The organism is Shewanella sp. YLB-07, from assembly GCF_009377275.1.
In genome coordinates this window covers 610,194-628,018 of the sequence record NZ_VOQB01000003.1, presented here as the reverse complement: position 1 = coordinate 628,018, position 17,825 = coordinate 610,194, and the positions used below count along the sequence as shown (strand labels likewise).

Below are 17,825 nucleotides of genomic sequence, written 5' to 3'. Positions count from 1 at the left end.
AAGAGAGTCGATAAATCCCCAGCACCTAGTGTTGGGGATTTTTTCGTTTAACAGCTTTTGAAATGAGCTTCTCACATGGGGAATATAGATAGCGCATGCGCAGCATGCATCCTTTTATGTGCTAGTAGGGTGATATCGCTGCGTTCAGCAAACGAAGTTTGATGCTGCGGTAGAACGCGGAGGATTTATCCGAAACTGGGCTATTGGAAGGCGCCTCCGCTTTTTGCGTCTGGATATTTTTAAATATAAATTCTATTGCCCATATCCAACGTCAATGTAGGCAGGTGGCTTATCCACTTAAGCACGCACGTGCAATGCCACTTTGGTTTATAAAGAGTCGATGTCGGTCGATAAATTCTCCTCGGTAACAGTTCCTGCATTATTCTACCTTCGTCCATCCTTGGTCTCGTACCTCCTATATCCATATAGTCGTTCAATATCGACACTTCCGCCATCCATGACGGTCGTCACGCCGCTGAGCTTGGTCAGAAATTGCATTCATGCGACAGTCGAAGCCGATCAAGTTAATTACTATGTAGATGGTCAACTTATCTCAACTCACAGTGACAAGGTGGCACCAGAGCAGCCTATGTCGATCAATTTTAATTTATGGTTTATGCCAAAAGGCGCCGATGGATCTATCGGTCCGGTTGATTCCGATGAGATGCGAGAATATCGACAAGACATCGACTGGGTATTCCATATTAAGGGAGCATTACTTTCAACTGTTGAAGTGAAGGATTATGTGACTTAATTCAGAGACGGAAAGGTCAATTCTTTCGATAGAGTACCTGAATTAACGCCAGCTTTAGCTTCGCCTTGTGGTTTGTAAATTGAAGATTGAGTTGTTGCCAGTATTTTTGGGAATACAGACATTATAGATTGGATTTTCTGTGATCTAACCTTTACCCTATACGATAACGTTTAAAAATTACTCTGATTATAATTCTTGCTTGAAAATGCCGCAGTTAAACGGTTATAGAATAAAAAGTACTTTACCTTTTAGGGGAGTTTAAGCATAATGCGTCTCGTCAACAGGGGTATAGTTCCAATTGGTAGAACAGCGGTCTCCAAAACCGATGGTTGCGAGTTCGAGTCTTGCTACCCCTGCCACATTTAGAAAAAGCCGAGCATTAGCTCGGCTTTTTTGCATCTGGGATTTGCGATTTTATTAAATAGTTCCCATTCAGTGTTTTTAAGACTCTCTTCTGGCTACTGACTAAACTGCTAACAGACTCCTTAACATCCATGCCGTTTTTTCATGGGTCTGGATTCTCTGGGTGAGCAGATCTGCTGTCGCCTCATCATTAGCTTGGTTTATCAAAGGGTAGAGTGATCTGATATTACGTATGATTACTTCCTGGCCTTTCAACAGTTCCCTGAGCATCTCATTAGCATCAGTGATGCCGTGATCTTCTTTGATGCCTGTTAGGGCTGCGTAAGCGCTGTATGAGCCCAATGCTCGTGCTCCTAATGCTCTAACTCTTTCGGCAATTAAATCAACGGCAGCGGCTAATTCAGTGTATTGCTCTTCAAACAGCTGATGTAAGCTGGTAAACATAGGTCCAGTGACATTCCAGTGAAAGCTGTGTGTCTTGAGGTATAAACTATAAGTGTCAGCTAAGACTTGATTGAGGCCAGCCGTTATCTCTTTCCTATCTTGCTCTTTAATTTCGATATTGATCATGAGTTTTCTCCTGAGTTAATACATGTATTTTATCTCCCTTAATTAGTTCTTATAAAGTGGTAAGAAGTGATTGTTCTAATCGGTTTTGTGATTTTATTCAGCCTTGCTTTATAAGCTGGTATCCTATTAATCATCAAAGAATGAAAGGCATTAATCAGAGTGGAAAAAGCGGCATATTTAGATGCGATGGGGATCAAGAGGTGGGTACAGACTAGTAATGCTGCTAAGGCTTATATCATCTTAGTTGATAGTGTTGAGCCAGGTATTGAGCATCACCCTGTGATTAATTCAGTATTGTCACTCATAGGCTGTCCTATCACCAACTGCTCATTTACAGAGAAGGCGAGTAAAGGAGCCGATGTCATTTGGGATATGCGTCGTCTCAAGATGCCTAAATCTAATCCTGTACTGAGTTCTGCACCTTTAGCTGAGCTTAAGAAGGCTGAAGCTAAACGTGAGTTGTGGGAGCTAATTGTTGCTCATAACAAAGAATCTCAAATAGGATAACTATGAGTTCGTTACACCAAGTATGCTCATTAAGCCCCGTAGATGCTGTGAACATGTCTAAACTTGCAGCGATTGCACATTCGCACCCGATGAGCCTAAGAACCATTGAGAGCTGTTTTGGCACCTTGTACTCCACATTCGGGCTTGAGGTTGAAGGTAACTTGGTGGGCTTCGCCATTCTTCATCAAATATTTGAAGATGCGACCTTGATGGATATCTGCGTCGACCCCTCTGAGCAGGGGAGAGGATATGGTGAAATGTTATTACAGGCTGTGATTGCGAATGCCGTGCAATCAAAAGCCGAGACATTATTTTTGGAAGTTAGAGCGTCGAGTCTGGCTGCGAGACACTTGTATTCTAAGTATGATTTCAAAGAGTCTGGTATTCGTCAGTTTTATTATAAGACCGAGAATGGTAATGAAGACGCTATCTTGATGGAACTCGATATTAAGCCTAACTTCTAAAACCACAAAATTCAGGCAAAAAAATAGCGCCGGCTAACGGATCAGCGACGCTAGATGTCTAGCTAAGAGGTCTATTTGACTTCTTTACCTTGGGCTTGCAGATCAGCATGGTAGCTAGAGCGCACCATAGGTCCACAGGCTGCATGAGTAAAGCCTATCTCTTCGGCAAAGACTCTCAGTTCATCAAATTCTGCAGGTGGCACATAACGTTCTACCGGCAAGTGGAATTTTGATGGTTGCAAGTATTGACCTAGAGTCAGCATCTCAACATTATGAGCACGCAGATCGCGTAATACCTGAGCTATCTCTTCGTTGGTTTCACCTAAGCCCATCATCAGTCCTGACTTAGTCGGGATGTGTGGATGACGCGCTTTAAACTTTTTCAACAGGTCGAGAGACCATTGATAGTTAGCACCTGGTCTTGCCTTACGGTAGTGCATAGGTGCAGTTTCAAGGTTGTGATTGAACACATCCGGTGGCTCGGTGGCCAAAATTTCTAACGCTGCATCGATACGTCCACGGAAGTCAGGGACTAAGGTTTCGATTTTGATATCAGGGTTGAGTAAGCGTATTTCACGGATACAATCCGCAAAGTGCTGAGCGCCACCGTCACGCAGATCGTCACGATCCACAGAGGTGATAACCACATACTTAAGCTTCATATCCCTGATAGTCTGAGCTAATTTTACAGGCTCTTCGGCATCAGGTTTTAGAGGACGACCATGGGCAACATCACAGAATGGGCAGCGACGGGTACAGATGGCGCCCAAAATCATAAAGGTGGCCGTACCATGGTTAAAGCACTCAGCAAGGTTGGGGCAGGATGCCTCTTCACATACAGAGTGAAGACCATTCTTGCGCAAAGCCTGTTTTATCTCTGTGATCCTTTGATTCGATGCCGGCAGCTTTACTCGCAACCAATCGGGTTTACGTAGCATGGTTGCACGCTCTGAAGGAACGATTTTAATTGGAATTCGAGAGAGCTTAGCTTCATCTCTTAGTTTAACTCCAGGTTGTAATCTTTCTGGCCTACTCATGACTCTGACAATCCTTGATGATGAACTAGATTCTGATAGCCTAAGTTCTGGCTAAATGTTTTAACGAGTTGCTCTCCTGCCTCTTCGACAGTTTGAGGTCCGCCTAACGACTTGCATTGCGCCATTTCTAAACCGACATAACCACATGGGTTAATTCGTTGAAACGGGCTCATATCCATATCGACATTAAGGGCTAAACCGTGAAAAGAACAGCCCTTACGGATCCTTAAGCCTAGCGATGCGATTTTACGTTCATCGACATAAACGCCTGGAGCATCGGCTTTTGCATAGGCTTTAACTTGATATGTTTCAAGCATCTGCACTATGCTATTTTCAATGTCGGTGACGAGCTGACGTACACCAATCTTGAGTCTTTTTATATTGATAAGAGGGTAAGCCACAAGCTGACCTGGTCCGTGATAAGTCACTTGACCACCTCGGTCGACCAGTATAACTGGTATATCACCTGGGTTGATAATGTGCTCACTCTTGCCTGCTTGACCTTGGGTAAACACAGGTGGATGTTCAACTATCCAAAGTTGATCTGGACTAGATTCATCCCGGTTGTCGGTATAGTCCTGCATCGCGTGCCATACCGATTCGTAATCTTGCTGACCAAGATATCTAACGTGTAACGTGCTCTGAGACAAGGGCAACCTCTCCCCTTAAACAATAATGGCGGCATTATACTCCTCTAACCAATAAATGTAAGCTAGATCACATTTATTGGTTAGAGGAGTATTGAAGAAATTGACAAGTGTCTGATTTTCAAGTGCCGTTCGTTAATCATAATTCGAAAGACAAAATACAGCGACTATAAGACGCGCTTCACACCTTCAATGGCGGAAAGCTCTATATAGAGTGTCTCTACCTGGGCTTTATCTTGAACCGTAACACGAATGGTGATCGAATTATAAGTGCCTTTACTGGACACCTTGGTGCTTGGAACATAATCACCTGGAATGTGTTGTTGAACGACGGCAACGACTCTGTCGGCCAAAGTGTCACTGGCATCTCCAATGATTTTAAACGGAAATGAAGCTGGGAATTCCATCACTTCATCAAATTTTGTATCTAACATAACTATAATCTCTTGCCGATGTAATAGGCTCTATATGGAGCTCATTATACGTTTTTCAAGGGAGACTTGAAACAAAGAAGCCACCCTAAGGTGGCTTCAAATTTTGCTTATAAAAGAATCTCTAGCTAAACCAGCCTGCAAACATCTGCTTAAAGTAATCCATTAGCTTACTGAACCAGCTACCTTCATTGACTTCCTGCAGGGTGACTAGCGGGAATTGAGCGATATCTTTACCATTAAGCTGGAAGTAGATACGGCCTACGGTCTCGCCTTTGGCTAATGGCGCCGTTAGCTCTTTGGTAAGCTCGAAGTTGGCCTGTAGGTTTTTAGCCTGACCACGGCTGATAGTGATTGGTGTATCTGTAATGACACCTAAATCAACGGATTCTTTGTCGCCAAACCAAATTTGTTGTGAAACAAAGCTGTCACCCGCCTTGTATGGAGTAATGGTTTCGAAGAAACGGAAACCATAGTTGAGAAGTTTTTTGCTTTCTGCTTTACGTGCACTTTCACTCCTGGTGCCCATGACCACAGTAACTAAACGCATGCCATCTTTTGTCGCTGATGTGACTAAGTTATACCCGGCACCAGATGTATGTCCGGTTTTTATACCGTCGACATTCATGCTCTTGTCCCATAAGAGACCGTTACGGTTATATTGCTTGATACCGTTATAGGTAAATGACTTTTGACTATAGACGGCATATTCGTCTGGTACATCACGGATAAGTGCAGCCCCTAAGAGGGCCATATCATAGGCAGTCGACTTATGATTTTCGGCATCCAGACCATGAGAGTTCTCAAAAAAACTGTCCTTCATGCCAAGCTGTATTGCCCAGGAATTCATCAGGTCGACAAAACCATCTTCTGTGCCGGCAATATACTCAGCCATGGCAACACAAGCGTCGTTACCCGACTGGATGATGATACCGTGGTTTAAGTCGTCTACCGTGACTTGCTTTCCTACTTCAATAAACATTTTAGAAGAGTCAGGAAAGTTTTTTGACCAAGCCTTCTTACTGATAGTGACTTCATCTTCAGGTGAGATATTGCCTACCTTGATTTCATGGCCTATGACATAGCTAGTCATCATCTTAGTAAGGCTTGCCGGATTTAAGCTCTCATAAGCATTTTCTTCCGCAATGATCTGTCCTGTATTGTAGTCCATTAAGACATAGGATTTCGCAGCGACAGTCGGCGCATTAGGAGTAACGACTGGTGCTGCATAGGTGAATGAGCACGCGATTGAGGTCGCAAGAATAAGCGTTTTTAAAGGGCGATTTAAAAAATTCATATCAACAAGGCACGTCTTATTTGGTTAAAATCGGAAAGCGAAATTGGCCGCAGTATATCACTAGTCGACTCCCTAATTCAGTGAAGGTTCATTAATCTTTTGTAAATGGAAGTAATATTCAACTATTACCTCTAACTCAAATTCTAAAGACAAATACTATTGTGTGACTAGATAACTTTGAGGGTAGCCATTGCTTTTTAATTTTTGGTTTAACTTAGTCGCAAGCTGCTTCTGGCCTATGGGGCCAAGTTGCAACTTATAGAGATTATTGACCGGTAGTATTCTTGTCTTAACTTGATATTTATTCTCTAGCTCTTTTGAGAGTGCACTTAGCTTAGCCTTGTCAGAGGACGCCAGAACCTGGATATAGTGAAGCTTGGTATTTTTTAGTTCTGCTAGGGCAATAGACTCAGGGCTTGCAATATATATTACTTCAATTTTGACATTAGCAGTCCCTGTTTTAAGCATATTTAGCCTATGTGCTGCCGCATAGGAAAGATCTATGATTCGATTTTCGTGAAAAGGCCCTCTGTCATTAACCCTAACAATCACCTGCTTGTCGTTCTTGATATTGGTGACTCTGACATAGCTTGGCAGGGGCAATGATTTGTGCGCTGCGGACATGGAATACATATCATAGGTTTCACCGTTGGATGTCAGGTGACCATGAAATTTTGAGCCGTACCAAGATGCAAGACCTGTTTGTTGAAAGCCTTTTCCTGAGTCCAAAACCTGGTAAGTTTTTCCAAGCACAGTGTAGTTGCTCTTGTTACCACCGCGACTATAGGCTTCATATTTTGGATGAGCGTTTTCTACCTTAGATACATCGGGTGCGCTGCTTGGGGCTTTATCATTGGCGAGTTCATATCGACTGCTGTTGCTGCTTTCTGAACTAGAGCAGGCAGATAGAGCTAATGCGGCCAAAATGGCCAGCGTGCGTGTGATTTTTATATCAAATGTCATAAAGGTTCTAGTTTCCAGCCCAAGTCATTAATTATCATGGCTATTTGTGTGAGTTATGGGCCCGATAAACAAGATAGCTTGCTTAAAGAGAGGCTGCATTTTTCAACTCTTGGCTAAATTGATAGACCGCCATAGCGTATAGAGGGCTGCGATTGTAGCGTGTGATCACATAAAAGTTATTCAAGCCCATCCAATATTCAGTATTTTTTTCGTGCTCCAATTCGACAATTAGTGCCGGTTGGGATACGTCGATATCGATGGCCTCAGCCAGGGCAACGCTTGGCGATAAAATGTCGGCAGCGGTATAGGCCAACTTCTCACCAGCCCAAACGTTCAGTTGAGAGGGTAGCTGATTATCGACCGATAAAGGCAGCACAACGGGGGCACCTGGCTGCCAGCCATGTTGGTGGAAATAGTTTGCTACGCTGCCTATGGCATCAACTGGATTATTTAGCAGGTCTCTGCGTCCATCATGATCAAAGTCGACGGCATAATGGCGATAGCTCGAAGGAATGAACTGTCCGAAACCCATGGCGCCGGCGTAAGATCCCTTAAGGTTATTTATATCGAGCTGTTCATCTTTGATCAATGTTTGTAGATTACTTAATTCTTTCCTGAAAAAGGTCGCTCTGGGTGGGTAATAGAAACCTAAGGTATAGAGGGCATCAACGACCGGGTAGTTACCCATGTAACCGCCATAGAAGGTTTCAATGCCTATGATGGCGATGATGATTTCAGGATCTACATCGAACTCTTTAGCCGCGCGACTCACTGTCGCCTTATGTTTCTCCCAGAAAGCGATGCCTGCCTTTAACCGTTTCTCAGTGAGAAATATGGGGTAATACTGATGCCAAGGTTTGGCTTCCCAAGGCTTGGTCATTGCATCAATGACACCTTGATCGTATTTCGCCGTATCAAGAAATTGTTGAACTTCTTTTTCCGAAAAGCCTAAGGCTTTTTGGGTCTGCATAAATTCAGTTTTTAATGGTGCCACACTGGAGTCATCGTGGGACGTCTCAGTATTTGCCGTGGCCGAGATGGAGAATGCTGCTATGAGTAGAGTCGTGACTAGTTGTGGTTTTATATTCACTGAAACCGTTCCCTGTATCTGGATAATGCTATGGGTAAAACCGCTAAGACGAGCGAGTAACATACGTGAGTTTCTTTAATCTTGTCTTAATTCATTAAGAAAGTTTCAGCCTACATGCTTGCTGGGAGAAAGCCTATAAGCTGTCTTACTAGTAATAACGCACTAGTGTAATGTCTTAATCGTGTCGATTCACCTGTCGATAAATCGTCTATGGGTATGAATACTCATTAGAATGCCAAAACCTGTCATCAATGTGAGCATAGAGGTGCCCCCATAGCTGATTAGCGGAAGAGGAACCCCAACTACAGGTAAAAGGCCGGAAACCATGCCGATATTAACGAAAATGTAGACGAAGAAGGTTAAGGTGATGCTCCCAGCAAGAAGGCGGGCAAAACTGGTCTGTGCCTGGGATGCAATCACCAATCCTCTGCCTATGACATAGAGGTAGATGATCAATAATAGCGCACTGCCTATCAGGCCAAACTCTTCTCCTATGACGGCAAAGATAAAGTCGGTGTGGCGCTCGGGTAAGAACTCTAGTTGTGATTGGGTTCCATCTAGCCAGCCTTTGCCCCAAGGGCCACCTGAGCCTATGGCAATCTTAGATTGTATGATGTGATAACCGGCGCCCAGAGGATCTTTCTCAGGATCGAGCAGGGTGAGAACGCGGGTTCTCTGATAGTCATGCATCAGAAAAAACCAGAGCACGGGCAGCATAGCTAATATGCCGCCTACAAAGGTACCCACTATCGCCCAGCTCATGCCTGATAGAAACAGTACAAAAATGCCCGATGCGGCCACAAGAATTGAAGTTCCCAGATCCGGTTGTTTTGCGATTAACAAGGTCGGGATCAGCAAGATAACTCCGGCTCCGACTAAATATCTTTTCTTTGGTGGTAACGGGTACTTACTGATATACCAAGCCATGGTGATAGGGAAGGCTAATTTCATCAGCTCTGAGGGTTGAAATTCCATGAAACCAAGGTTGAGCCAACGTTGCGCGCCCTTATTGATTTCACCGAAGAAGTGAACGCCAAGCAATAAGGCTATTCCTGCCAGGTAGATTGGAAAGGCCCAACGCCTGAATACTTCGGGATTTATCTGCGCCACGATAAACATGATTGCCAGAGACAGTCCCATCCTGACAAGTTGTCTTTCCATTAGGGCTAAGTCTTCGCCACCGGCGGAATAGATGACGAATAGACCGAACAGCATCAAGCTCAAAATACCGAGTAATAATGGCAGGTCTATGTGTAAGCGTTGCCAAATATTAGGATTGTGGTTTTGCGAACTCATTGAAGGTGCTCCAAGGTATCTCTTAACATATATTCATCGAGCAAGGCTTTAGCTACTGGACCTGCGTTGGCGCCACCCCAACCAGCATTTTCTAATACCACTGCGAGCACTATGGTGGGATTCTCAAAAGGGGCATAGGCAATAACTAATGCGTTATCACGAAAGTGCTCTGCGATGGCATCGGCATCATACTTGGCATCTTCGGCGACACTAATGACCTGGGCTGTACCAGTCTTCATGGCTGCGGTGTAACCTGCATTTTTAAAGCGTTTCTTTTGGGCTGTGTCTTGCATCGCTTTATTGACAATATCCCAGTTCTCAGGATTATTCAGCTCGATTGGTGCCAGTTCATCTATTGGAGTGTCGATCTTAGAGGTACTATCTTTAATCGATTTGAGCAAGTGTGGTGTGAAACGCCGGCCCTTATTGGCCATAATTGCCGCTGCGTTGGCGAGTTGAAGAGGGGTCGTTGTCCAGTAACCTTGCCCAATACCCACAGAAATTGTATCGCCAATATACCAAGGCTGGTTGTAGCGAAGGCGCTTCCAGTCTTTAGAGGGCATGATACCGGCAGATTCCTCGAAGATATCTATCCCTGTGCGTTCACCGAAGCCGAAAGGCCCCATAAACTCGGCAATCTTATCGACACCAGTTTTATAGGCTAGATCATAGAAAAAGGTATCACAGGAGTGAACTAGGGCGCTGTTAATATCGACCCAGCCATGTCCCCACCGCTTCCAGTCTCGATATTTTCTGGCAACGCCTGGGATCTGCCAAAACCCTGGATCCCAGATGCGAGTCTTAGTGGTGACGATTTTTTCATCCAAACCGAGTAGAGCAAGATGGGGCTTGACCGTGGATGCCGGAGCGTATTGTCCCTGGGTTGCTCGATTGATCAATGGTCTGGATTTTGAGTTAAGCAGTTTGTTGTAGGCTTTGCTGCTGATGCCATGAACAAATAAATTTGGATCGTAGGTGGGGCTGGATGCTAGGGCAAGGATACCACCGTCACGTGGGTCTATGGCTACCACCGAACCCCTTCTGCCGTTTAGCAGTTCCATGGCTTTTCGTTGTAAATCTAAGTCTAAGGTCAGGTAAATGTCCTGCCCAGGTTGTGGTGCTACAGATTTAAGCGTGCGTATGGTTCGCCCGCGATTATTGACTTCTTCTTCTAAATGACCCGGCTTACCGTGAAGTAAACTTTCATAGAATTTTTCTATGCCCAGCTTACCTATATCTTTGGTTGCGGCGTAGTTTTTCCACTGTTCACTTCGCTGCAGTCTCGCTTGATCTCGGTCGTTGATGCGGCCTACATAGCCTAGTGCATGAGTCATCAAGCCATTATAGAGGTAATGTCGCTTGAGACCAGCAATCACAGAAATACCCGGAAATTTATGCTGATTAACACTAAAGAGTGCAACTTGCTCCTCGGTTAAACGGTTCTTTAAGGTGAGTGGTTTGAAACGTCGGTGGTGTTTCAGAGATGCAATAAAATCTTCCTGCTCATCGGCCGAGATGGGAATGATCTGGCTTAACTCTTCGAGTACTTCAGGGATGTTTTTTATTTTTTCAGGGATAAGTTCTAAAGAAAAAAATGGTCGGTTTTCAGCTAATAATTTGCCATGACGGTCATAAATCAAGCCTCGACTCGGGGCTACGGGAACGACCCTGATACGGTTATCGTTCGAGCGAGTTTCGTAATCTTTGTATGAGAGGATTTGTAGGTGATATAAGTTTGCTAGCAGTATGCTTAATAGGATGACTACGCAAGCAAAAGTGAACATGGCTCTTCGTTTAAAAAGCGATGCTTCAGCTGCGTGGTCATGCATCGTAATTCGCTTTCTTGGCGCCACTTACACTCTCTCCGGCATAGCAATCGGCATAAAGCCTGGTCCTTAGCGAAAAAAGTCCGGTTATACCGAACTTTACTATTCCCTGTGATAAGGGTGGTTGTTATTCACGCTCCAAGCTCGGTACAGGCTCTCGGCTACCACAATTCTTACTAGGGGGTGTGGCAGAGTCAAAGCCGATAAGCACCAGCTTTGTGACGCAGCTTGCTTGCAAGCGGGAGAGAGACCCTCTGGGCCGCCAATGAGCAAGCTGACATCTCTGCCATCGAGTTGCCAGCGACTGAGCTGAGAGGCCAGATCTGGCGTCTTCCAGGTTTTTCCCGGAAGATCTAAGCTGACTATGTGGTTGCTCTTGGGGACCGCAGCCAGCATCAGCTCGCCTTCCTTATGGAGAATGCGGGCGATATCGGCATTCTTGCCTCTCTTTCCTGCTGGGATCTCTACCAGCTCCAGCGCCATGTCTCTGGGAAATCTACGTTGGTATTCCTGAAAACCAGCTGTGACCCAATCTGGCATCCGTGTACCAACGGCGATTAACTGTAATTTCATTAAGCTGGCTTGGCTGACCAGAGTTTTTCAAGCTCATAGAAGTCGCGAGTTTTATCTTGCATGACGTGAAGAATCACATCACCTAGATCCACAAGAACCCACTCACTGCCTTCACGGCCTTCGACACCGATTATGGTTAAGCCAGCTCGCTTACATTCAAGGACCACATTCTCGGCAATAGCCTTAACGTGAGTCTTAGATGTACCAGAACAAACCACCATATAATCAGTCATATTTGACTGTTCGGCCACTGCTAGCGTGACTATATCTTTGGCTTTTAAATCTTCGATCTTGTCGATCACAAATTGCTTTAGCTCGGCGCTTTCCACGCGTAATTCCTTAATAAATTTTGACAGCGCAGTAGTATAACAGGTTATCCCGGCGTTGAGGATGCGCTGGGGCAATTAAGCTGAGGCAAGAGTCGAGGTTGGGGATTAAGCTGGTGTTTGGTACAGGTTTTTTTCGGCGATAAATTTGAGCACTTGGCTGGGGACGGCTTCTGATGGGCTTAAACCTAGTGCCAGTTGCTGTCGAATGTGAGTCGAGGAGTATGCTTGTGGGGTAATATTGACTTGGAAAATGAGGCCAGACTTCTGCGATTTGTGTTGTTCTAGGCTCGTTAATCTTTGTTCATATTGCTTAAATACCGGCATGTTGGAGGTGAGCTGCCAGCCGCTTCGTGCCGACACAACAAAATGGCAAAGGCTAAATAGGGACTGCCACTGGTACCAGCTGGGTAATGAGACTAAAGAGTCTGTGCCGATTAAGAAGAAAAACTCGTGCTCTGGATATAGCGTATGAAGCTCTTCTAAGGTTGTCAGCAGGTAAGAGGGGCCAGAACGGCGGGCCTCAATATCACACAATTCAAATTCGCTGTATTGTTGGCAGACCAATTCGACCATGGCCTGTCGTTGCTCTGTGCTCACTACTGTGGATGTTTTATGGGGGGGGATATGGTTAGGCATTAGCCAGACACTATCGAGATTAAGCTGTGACTTGATCTCGAGTGCGGGACGTATATGCCCGAAATGAATAGGGTCAAATGTGCCCCCCAAGATACCAATCCGCATCGCGAGTTTAGCTCCAGTCGTTGAGTTGAATATGAGATAAGGCCGCATGGGCTTTAGGATCGAACAGTAAGCTCAGATGACTCACGCCAGTCCAATCTTCTATACCTTGTTGTTTCAGTTTTAACTCTATATCTGAAGCGCTGGCGAGTAAGGCCTCTATCTGGAACTGGGACAGTCTGTTTAAGGCTGCCAGATAAAAAGGTTTTCGTTTATCCCAAATGCGTAATTTACCCCAGAGGCCTTGCAAAGATTCTTGGGCCTCCTGGGCTGATTTTAATTGTAAAAGAATGGCCAGTTCCTTGAATATCCCCCACAAGATAATCGGCATGGCGACGCCTTCGGCTTTTAGCTGGGAGAGGATATGTTGCGCCTTGTCCTGACGGTTATTGAGCATAGCATCAGTGAGCTGAAACACGCTAAAACGCGATTGGTCTTCGAAATAACGGCTCAGCTCCGGGCTGTCTATCTGCTCATTTGGGCTCAATAACTGCAGCAGCTGCAATGACTGGTCGGCTGCGAGTAAATTCCCCTCATAGAGGCTGAACAGCATATCTTTAGCATCGCGAGTTAAGTTTAGCGCGAAGTGTTGGATCCGACCCTCTAACCAACGCTGAAATTGTGAACCTTCGGGGGTCATACAAGGAACATATATACCTTGGCTATCTAAGGTTTTGAACCATTTACTCTTTGTCTGTTCCGCTGCGAGCTTAGGTCCGGTGATGATCAATAGCACATCTGGATTAGCCATCTGCATCAGGCTTTGAAATATAGTGCCGCCTTCGGCTCCAGGCTTGGCCTGAGGTAAAATTAATTCGATCACTCTACGGCTGGAAAACAGGCTCATGGCTTGCCATTGATCGACCAATTCATTCCAGTTAAATCCACTTTCCTGGGTCAGTTGGATTTTCTCCTCGAAACCTTGACTCTTGGCTTGATGATAGATCTGGCTACGACTGGTTTCGCACAGCCAAGGATCATCGCCGAAGATGAGATAACACTGCTTCAAGGGAGAGAGATTACGTAGGAGTTGATCTGGATAGACCCGCATTAATATACCCCTAGATGGGGCAAGAGATAAGCGGGGGCTCGATACAGAAATGATGCTGAAAGCAGCATCATTTCACCTCGAGGGAAGCAAGGATTTGAATCATCTGATCCGCAGCCTGATTACGCATCTCTTTTAGCAAGATTTCCATTTCACGGCTCTTGGCTAATGCGGTTCTGGGATCGTCAAGATAATCGCGATGAATATCGACGTCGAACTCCTGCGCTTCACCTTGAGGTAAACGTACGGCAAAAGTCACATGGTAAGTTAGCTCATACTCGGCCACATTACCGGTCGGGTAGAGGGAAAGAGTCGTTCTGTCCAATGAGTCATGTAAAATGTGTAAGGTGGGGATGTCATCGCTTGCATCGACTAAAGTAATGCTGTGCAGACGTAGACGTTCGCGAACCAGTCGAGTCAGCTCACTGTACTCATCTTGACTCGTTAGGTGCAGGGTCTGTAACTGCTCAGGTATCGAGTAGTTGCCCTGGAGTTTAAAGCCGCAACCGGCACTGAGCATGATACTCAGTGCCGCTATTGCGAAACATATGCGTTTAATAAGCATAGGCTAGGCAGTATTTCCTTTTGGTGAATGCTTAGTTAGCCACTATGTTGAGCAATTTGCCCGGTACATAGATGATTTTTCGAATGGTCTTGCCTTCGGTGTGTTTAAGCACACCTTCTTCTGCAAGACCTTGCTCTTCAACAACGTCTTTCGTTGCATCGGCTGGAACCGTTATCTTTGCACGAAGCTTACCGTTGACCTGTACTATGATCAACTTGCTGTCTTCGACAAGGGCTGATTCATCGGCTTTTGGCCACAATACATCTTCGATTGCCTCTGCATTACCTAACTCATTCCATAGGCTGAAACTGGTGTGGGGAATGATTGGGTATAGCAAACGAACTACGGCCGATAGTGCTTCATTTAACAGAGCACGATCTTGCTCTGACTCCTGAGGCGCCTTCAGTAAGCGGTTCATTAGCTCCATGATAGAGGCGATGGCTGTGTTGAACATCTGACGACGTTCGATATCGTCGGTAACCTTGACTATCGTCTTGTGCAATTCACGGCGAAGCTCTTTCTGCTTAGCATCGAGAGACTTGATATCAAGAGTGGCAGTCGGCCCCTTAGCGATATGGTCATGAGCCAGCTTCCAAAGACGCTTGATGAAACGGTGTGCGCCTTCGACACTTGATTCTTGCCACTCTAAGGTTAACTCAGGTGGCGCAGCAAACATCATGAACAAGCGAACGGTATCGGCACCAAACTTATCGACCATCTCTTGAGGGTCGATGCCGTTGTTCTTAGACTTAGACATCTTGCTCATGCCAGTATAGACGAGTTCGTTGCCATCCTTGTCTATGGCTTTAAGGATACGGCCCTTATCGTCAGTTTCCTGAACAGTCACATCCGAAGGTGCAACCCAGACGCGAGCGCCTCTCTCATTGTTATAGTAGAAGGCATCTGCCAACACCATGCCTTGAGTGAGTAAGCGTTTTGCTGGCTCGTCAGAATCGACTAAGCCGATATCTCTGAGTAACTTGTGGAAGAAGCGGAAGTAGAGCAAGTGCATACACGCATGCTCGATGCCGCCGATATACTGATCAACTGGTAGCCAGTAGTTAGCCTTAGCCGGATCTAGCATCTGATCTGCATGGGGGCTACAGTAGCGAGCATAGTACCAAGATGACTCCATAAAGGTGTCGAAGGTATCCGTCTCTTTGAAGGCTTCCTCGCCATTATATGTGGTCTTGGCCCATTCTTTGTCAGCCTTGATTGGGCTCTGGATCCCATCCATTACCACATCTTCTGGCAAGATAACCGGTAGTTGATCTTCCGGTGTCGCTACCACAGTACCATCAGCCAGTGTCATCATAGGGATAGGAGCACCCCAGTAGCGTTGACGGGATACGCCCCAGTCACGCAGACGGAAATTAACTTGACGTTTACCTTTGCCTTCAGCCATTAATCGAGCGTCGATGGCATCGAATGCGGCCTGGAAATCCAATCCGTCAAGCTCGGGGAAAGCGTTTCCCGAATTAAACAGCACACCTTTTTCCGTGTAGGCTACTTCGCTGATATCGAGCTCGCTATCGCTTGGCTTAATGACGCCTTCTATGGCTAAGCCATATTTAATGGCAAATTCATAATCACGTTGATCGTGAGCCGGTACAGACATCACGGCGCCAGTGCCATAATTCATCAGCACGAAGTTAGCCGCCCAGATTGGCACTTGCTTACCAGTCAAAGGGTGAGTGGCGTAAAGGCCTGTAGCAACACCTCTCTTTTCCATGGCTGCCATCGCGGCTTCCGTGGTGTCGGCGTTCTTACATTCTTCAATGAATGCGGCAAGCTCGGTATTATTTGCTGCTGCCTGCTCGGCGAGAGGGTGGCCAGCTGCGATAGCAACATAGGTCACACCCATAACTGTATCGGGACGCGTGGTATAGATATCGAAGCTCTCTTCGCTATCGACAACTTTGAAGGTCATCTCTATGCCTTCGCTGCGACCTATCCAGTTACGCTGCATGGTCTTGACCTGCTCAGGCCACTCATCGAGTTGGTCGAGATCGGTTAGTAGCTCATCGGCATATTCGGTGATCTTGATAAACCACTGCGGGATCTCTTTTTGCTCAACTACAGTGTCACAGCGCCAGCAACAGCCATCGATCACTTGCTCGTTAGCCAAAACCGTTTCATCGTTGGGGCACCAGTTAACCGATGAGGTCTTCTTATAGACCAGACCTTTTTCAAATAACTTGGTGAAGAACCACTGCTCCCAACGGTAGTACTCGGGGGTGCAGGTTGCGATTTCACGGCTCCAATCGTAACCGAATCCCAGCATCTTCAGCTGGTTCTTCATGTAGTCGATATTTTCGTAAGTCCAAGGGGCTGGAGCCGTTTTATTCTTGATCGCTGCGTTTTCAGCGGGTAGGCCAAATGAATCCCAACCGATAGGCTGTAATACATTTTTTCCCTGTAATCGCTGGTAACGGGCTATTACGTCGCCTATTGTGTAGTTACGTACATGACCCATGTGCAGCCGGCCTGAAGGGTAAGGGAACATGGCGAGACAGTAAAACTTCTCCTTGTTCTCATCTTCGGTGACTTCAAATGTTTTCTTGTCCTGCCAGTGCTGCTGCACTTTAGCTTCAATTTCTGAAGGTTGATATTGCTCTTGCATCAATATTTCCCGGCCATGGGGCCCATTATTTGATCTTGCGCACTTTATACGCGAGTTAGATCTGCATAGAATAAACTAGAAGTGAGTCATTAAAAAGGTTCGGATGAGGAGTATTTAAGATGAGTAAGAGAAGTACTGAACTACTGTCGGTTTACGAGGCGCTTCTAGCGCAAGTTAAATCTGATTATTCTGAAGATAACTCTATAACTATAAAAGAGTTATTTCATATTGTTACTAACAGTAAAGATTTTCTTTCTATCAAAGACCGAGCTAAGGATAATGAGCTGGCATTAGTTGAACAATTTTTAAAACGTGACATAGCGAATTTTTTACATGAAAAAAATGACTTAGATCTGAGCCATAGCCCGACAATGATCACGGTAGAGAATACATTATGGCATTGGTTGAGCAGTATCACAGACAGAAGCCAGATCGAGTGGCATGAAGTCTTGCAGGATTTTAAGCATCAGGGCCATTATCAAAGCGGTGAAATCGTTAATCAGGGCAATATGGTGTGCACTCACTGCGGCCACGAGATGAGAATCGAATTCCCCGGGATTATTCCTGACTGCCCTCAATGTGATAAGAGTGATTTTATTCGTGAGGCTCTGGCACCTTAAAATTAGGCTGGTTTTAGTCTGGCTATAGGCTAATCGATGAGCAGATATTTTCTGCTCATTTCGGTATGTTTAGCTTTGAATCTT

19 protein-coding genes and 1 tRNA gene are annotated in these 17,825 nt (G+C 45.5%); 5 read left to right on the top strand and 15 right to left on the bottom strand.

Annotation, left to right across the window (positions count from 1 at the left end; genetic code table 11):
• The first annotated feature begins 340 nt into the window (after positions 1 to 340).
• Together FS373_RS31450 and FS373_RS09635 are read left to right on the top strand one after the other, a co-directional pair.
• Entirely contained in the window at positions 341 to 754 is a 414-nt protein-coding gene (locus tag FS373_RS31450; protein ID WP_185976966.1) for a hypothetical protein, read from the top strand.
• Positions 755 to 1,036: 282 nt separating this feature from the next.
• Positions 1,037 to 1,113 (top strand) — tRNA-Trp (locus tag FS373_RS09635).
• Positions 1,114 to 1,219: 106 nt separating this feature from the next.
• Here the strand turns inward: FS373_RS09635 and FS373_RS09630 are convergent.
• Positions 1,220 to 1,687 (bottom strand): Dps family protein, encoded by a 468-nt coding sequence (locus tag FS373_RS09630; RefSeq protein WP_152829311.1) that lies wholly within the window; start codon positions 1,685 to 1,687, stop codon positions 1,220 to 1,222.
• Between the two features lie 159 nt (positions 1,688 to 1,846).
• Between FS373_RS09630 and FS373_RS09625 the strand changes: the two genes are divergently transcribed.
• Both FS373_RS09625 and rimI read left to right on the top strand, forming a co-directional pair.
• Positions 1,847 to 2,194 (top strand): hypothetical protein, encoded by a 348-nt coding sequence (locus FS373_RS09625; RefSeq protein ID WP_144045281.1) that lies wholly within the window; start codon positions 1,847 to 1,849, stop codon positions 2,192 to 2,194.
• Positions 2,195 to 2,196: 2 nt separating this feature from the next.
• Positions 2,197 to 2,658 carry a ribosomal protein S18-alanine N-acetyltransferase gene (gene rimI / locus FS373_RS09620; protein WP_227992639.1) on the top strand — a complete coding sequence of 154 codons (462 nt, stop codon included), beginning with the start codon at positions 2,197 to 2,199 and terminating at the stop codon, positions 2,656 to 2,658.
• A 71-nt stretch (positions 2,659 to 2,729) separates the two neighbouring features.
• On the opposite strand, the gene lipA is transcribed toward rimI, so the two are convergent.
• The 14 genes from lipA to leuS all read right to left on the bottom strand — a co-directional run bounded on the left by lipA (position 2,730) and on the right by leuS (position 17,121).
• Positions 2,730 to 3,695 (bottom strand): lipoyl synthase, encoded by a 966-nt coding sequence (lipA, locus tag FS373_RS09615; protein WP_144045282.1) that lies wholly within the window; start codon positions 3,693 to 3,695, stop codon positions 2,730 to 2,732.
• Positions 3,692 to 4,345, bottom strand: coding sequence for a lipoyl(octanoyl) transferase LipB (lipB, locus tag FS373_RS09610; protein ID WP_144045283.1), 654 nt, complete (start codon positions 4,343 to 4,345; stop codon positions 3,692 to 3,694). Before lipB ends, lipA begins: the two co-directional genes overlap by 4 nt.
• Before the next feature lie 164 nt (positions 4,346 to 4,509).
• Positions 4,510 to 4,776 (bottom strand): DUF493 family protein YbeD, encoded by a 267-nt coding sequence (gene ybeD, locus FS373_RS09605; RefSeq protein ID WP_144045284.1) that lies wholly within the window; start codon positions 4,774 to 4,776, stop codon positions 4,510 to 4,512.
• 121 nt (positions 4,777 to 4,897) lie between these two features.
• The gene (locus tag FS373_RS09600) at positions 4,898 to 6,070 is read right to left on the bottom strand and encodes a serine hydrolase (RefSeq protein ID WP_144045285.1); all 1,173 of its coding nucleotides are present in this window, start codon (positions 6,068 to 6,070) and stop codon (positions 4,898 to 4,900) included.
• 156 nt (positions 6,071 to 6,226) lie between these two features.
• Positions 6,227 to 7,033, bottom strand: a complete 807-nt coding sequence (locus tag FS373_RS09595) for a septal ring lytic transglycosylase RlpA family protein (RefSeq protein WP_144045286.1) — start codon at positions 7,031 to 7,033, stop codon at positions 6,227 to 6,229.
• Positions 7,034 to 7,115: 82 nt separating this feature from the next.
• Positions 7,116 to 8,123: a lytic murein transglycosylase B gene (gene mltB, locus FS373_RS09590; RefSeq protein ID WP_144048854.1), complete on the bottom strand. Its 1,008-nt coding sequence runs from the start codon at positions 8,121 to 8,123 to the stop codon at positions 7,116 to 7,118.
• A 189-nt stretch (positions 8,124 to 8,312) separates the two neighbouring features.
• Complete coding sequence (gene rodA, locus FS373_RS09585; RefSeq protein WP_144045287.1) at positions 8,313 to 9,419, bottom strand: rod shape-determining protein RodA; 1,107 nt, start codon at positions 9,417 to 9,419, stop codon at positions 8,313 to 8,315.
• The gene (gene mrdA / locus FS373_RS09580) at positions 9,416 to 11,272 is read right to left on the bottom strand and encodes a penicillin-binding protein 2 (protein WP_144045288.1); all 1,857 of its coding nucleotides are present in this window, start codon (positions 11,270 to 11,272) and stop codon (positions 9,416 to 9,418) included. Before mrdA ends, rodA begins: the two co-directional genes overlap by 4 nt.
• A 75-nt stretch (positions 11,273 to 11,347) precedes the next feature.
• Positions 11,348 to 11,818, bottom strand: coding sequence for a 23S rRNA (pseudouridine(1915)-N(3))-methyltransferase RlmH (gene rlmH / locus FS373_RS09575; RefSeq protein ID WP_144045289.1), 471 nt, complete (start codon positions 11,816 to 11,818; stop codon positions 11,348 to 11,350).
• Entirely contained in the window at positions 11,818 to 12,147 is a 330-nt protein-coding gene (rsfS, locus tag FS373_RS09570) for a ribosome silencing factor (protein WP_144045290.1), read from the bottom strand. The genes rlmH and rsfS overlap by 1 nt, the downstream gene beginning before the upstream one ends.
• A 105-nt stretch (positions 12,148 to 12,252) precedes the next feature.
• Entirely contained in the window at positions 12,253 to 12,888 is a 636-nt protein-coding gene (gene nadD / locus FS373_RS09565; RefSeq protein ID WP_152829309.1) for a nicotinate-nucleotide adenylyltransferase, read from the bottom strand.
• A gap of 7 nt (positions 12,889 to 12,895) precedes the next feature.
• Positions 12,896 to 13,936, bottom strand: a complete 1,041-nt coding sequence (holA, locus tag FS373_RS09560) for a DNA polymerase III subunit delta (protein ID WP_144045291.1) — start codon at positions 13,934 to 13,936, stop codon at positions 12,896 to 12,898.
• Positions 13,937 to 14,003: 67 nt separating this feature from the next.
• Positions 14,004 to 14,498 carry an LPS assembly lipoprotein LptE gene (gene lptE, locus FS373_RS09555; RefSeq protein ID WP_144045292.1) on the bottom strand — a complete coding sequence of 165 codons (495 nt, stop codon included), beginning with the start codon at positions 14,496 to 14,498 and terminating at the stop codon, positions 14,004 to 14,006.
• A 31-nt stretch (positions 14,499 to 14,529) separates the two neighbouring features.
• Positions 14,530 to 17,121: a leucine--tRNA ligase gene (leuS, locus tag FS373_RS09550; RefSeq protein WP_144045293.1), complete on the bottom strand. Its 2,592-nt coding sequence runs from the start codon at positions 17,119 to 17,121 to the stop codon at positions 14,530 to 14,532.
• Between the two features lie 119 nt (positions 17,122 to 17,240).
• Here leuS and FS373_RS09545 point away from each other — a divergent pair, with 119 nt between their 5' ends.
• Complete coding sequence (locus FS373_RS09545; protein ID WP_144045294.1) at positions 17,241 to 17,741, top strand: zinc ribbon-containing protein; 501 nt, start codon at positions 17,241 to 17,243, stop codon at positions 17,739 to 17,741.
• The last annotated feature ends 84 nt before the right edge of the window (positions 17,742 to 17,825 follow it).

Coding starts and splice junctions, on each gene's coding strand:
- rimI (WP_227992639.1), top strand. CDS start 2,197: ATGAGTTCGTTACACCAAGTATGCTCATTAAGCCCCGTAGATGCTGTG.
- lptE (WP_144045292.1), bottom strand. CDS start 14,498: ATGCTTATTAAACGCATATGTTTCGCAATAGCGGCACTGAGTATCATG.
- FS373_RS31450 (WP_185976966.1), top strand. CDS start 341: ATGTCGGTCGATAAATTCTCCTCGGTAACAGTTCCTGCATTATTCTAC.
- holA (WP_144045291.1), bottom strand. CDS start 13,936: ATGCGGGTCTATCCAGATCAACTCCTACGTAATCTCTCTCCCTTGAAG.
- rodA (WP_144045287.1), bottom strand. CDS start 9,419: ATGAGTTCGCAAAACCACAATCCTAATATTTGGCAACGCTTACACATA.
- lipA (WP_144045282.1), bottom strand. CDS start 3,695: ATGAGTAGGCCAGAAAGATTACAACCTGGAGTTAAACTAAGAGATGAA.
- FS373_RS09595 (WP_144045286.1), bottom strand. CDS start 7,033: ATGACATTTGATATAAAAATCACACGCACGCTGGCCATTTTGGCCGCA.
- FS373_RS09630 (WP_152829311.1), bottom strand. CDS start 1,687: ATGATCAATATCGAAATTAAAGAGCAAGATAGGAAAGAGATAACGGCT.
- FS373_RS09545 (WP_144045294.1), top strand. CDS start 17,241: ATGAGTAAGAGAAGTACTGAACTACTGTCGGTTTACGAGGCGCTTCTA.
- leuS (WP_144045293.1), bottom strand. CDS start 17,121: ATGCAAGAGCAATATCAACCTTCAGAAATTGAAGCTAAAGTGCAGCAG.
- ybeD (WP_144045284.1), bottom strand. CDS start 4,776: ATGTTAGATACAAAATTTGATGAAGTGATGGAATTCCCAGCTTCATTT.
- FS373_RS09600 (WP_144045285.1), bottom strand. CDS start 6,070: ATGAATTTTTTAAATCGCCCTTTAAAAACGCTTATTCTTGCGACCTCA.
- rlmH (WP_144045289.1), bottom strand. CDS start 11,818: ATGAAATTACAGTTAATCGCCGTTGGTACACGGATGCCAGATTGGGTC.
- nadD (WP_152829309.1), bottom strand. CDS start 12,888: ATGCGGATTGGTATCTTGGGGGGCACATTTGACCCTATTCATTTCGGG.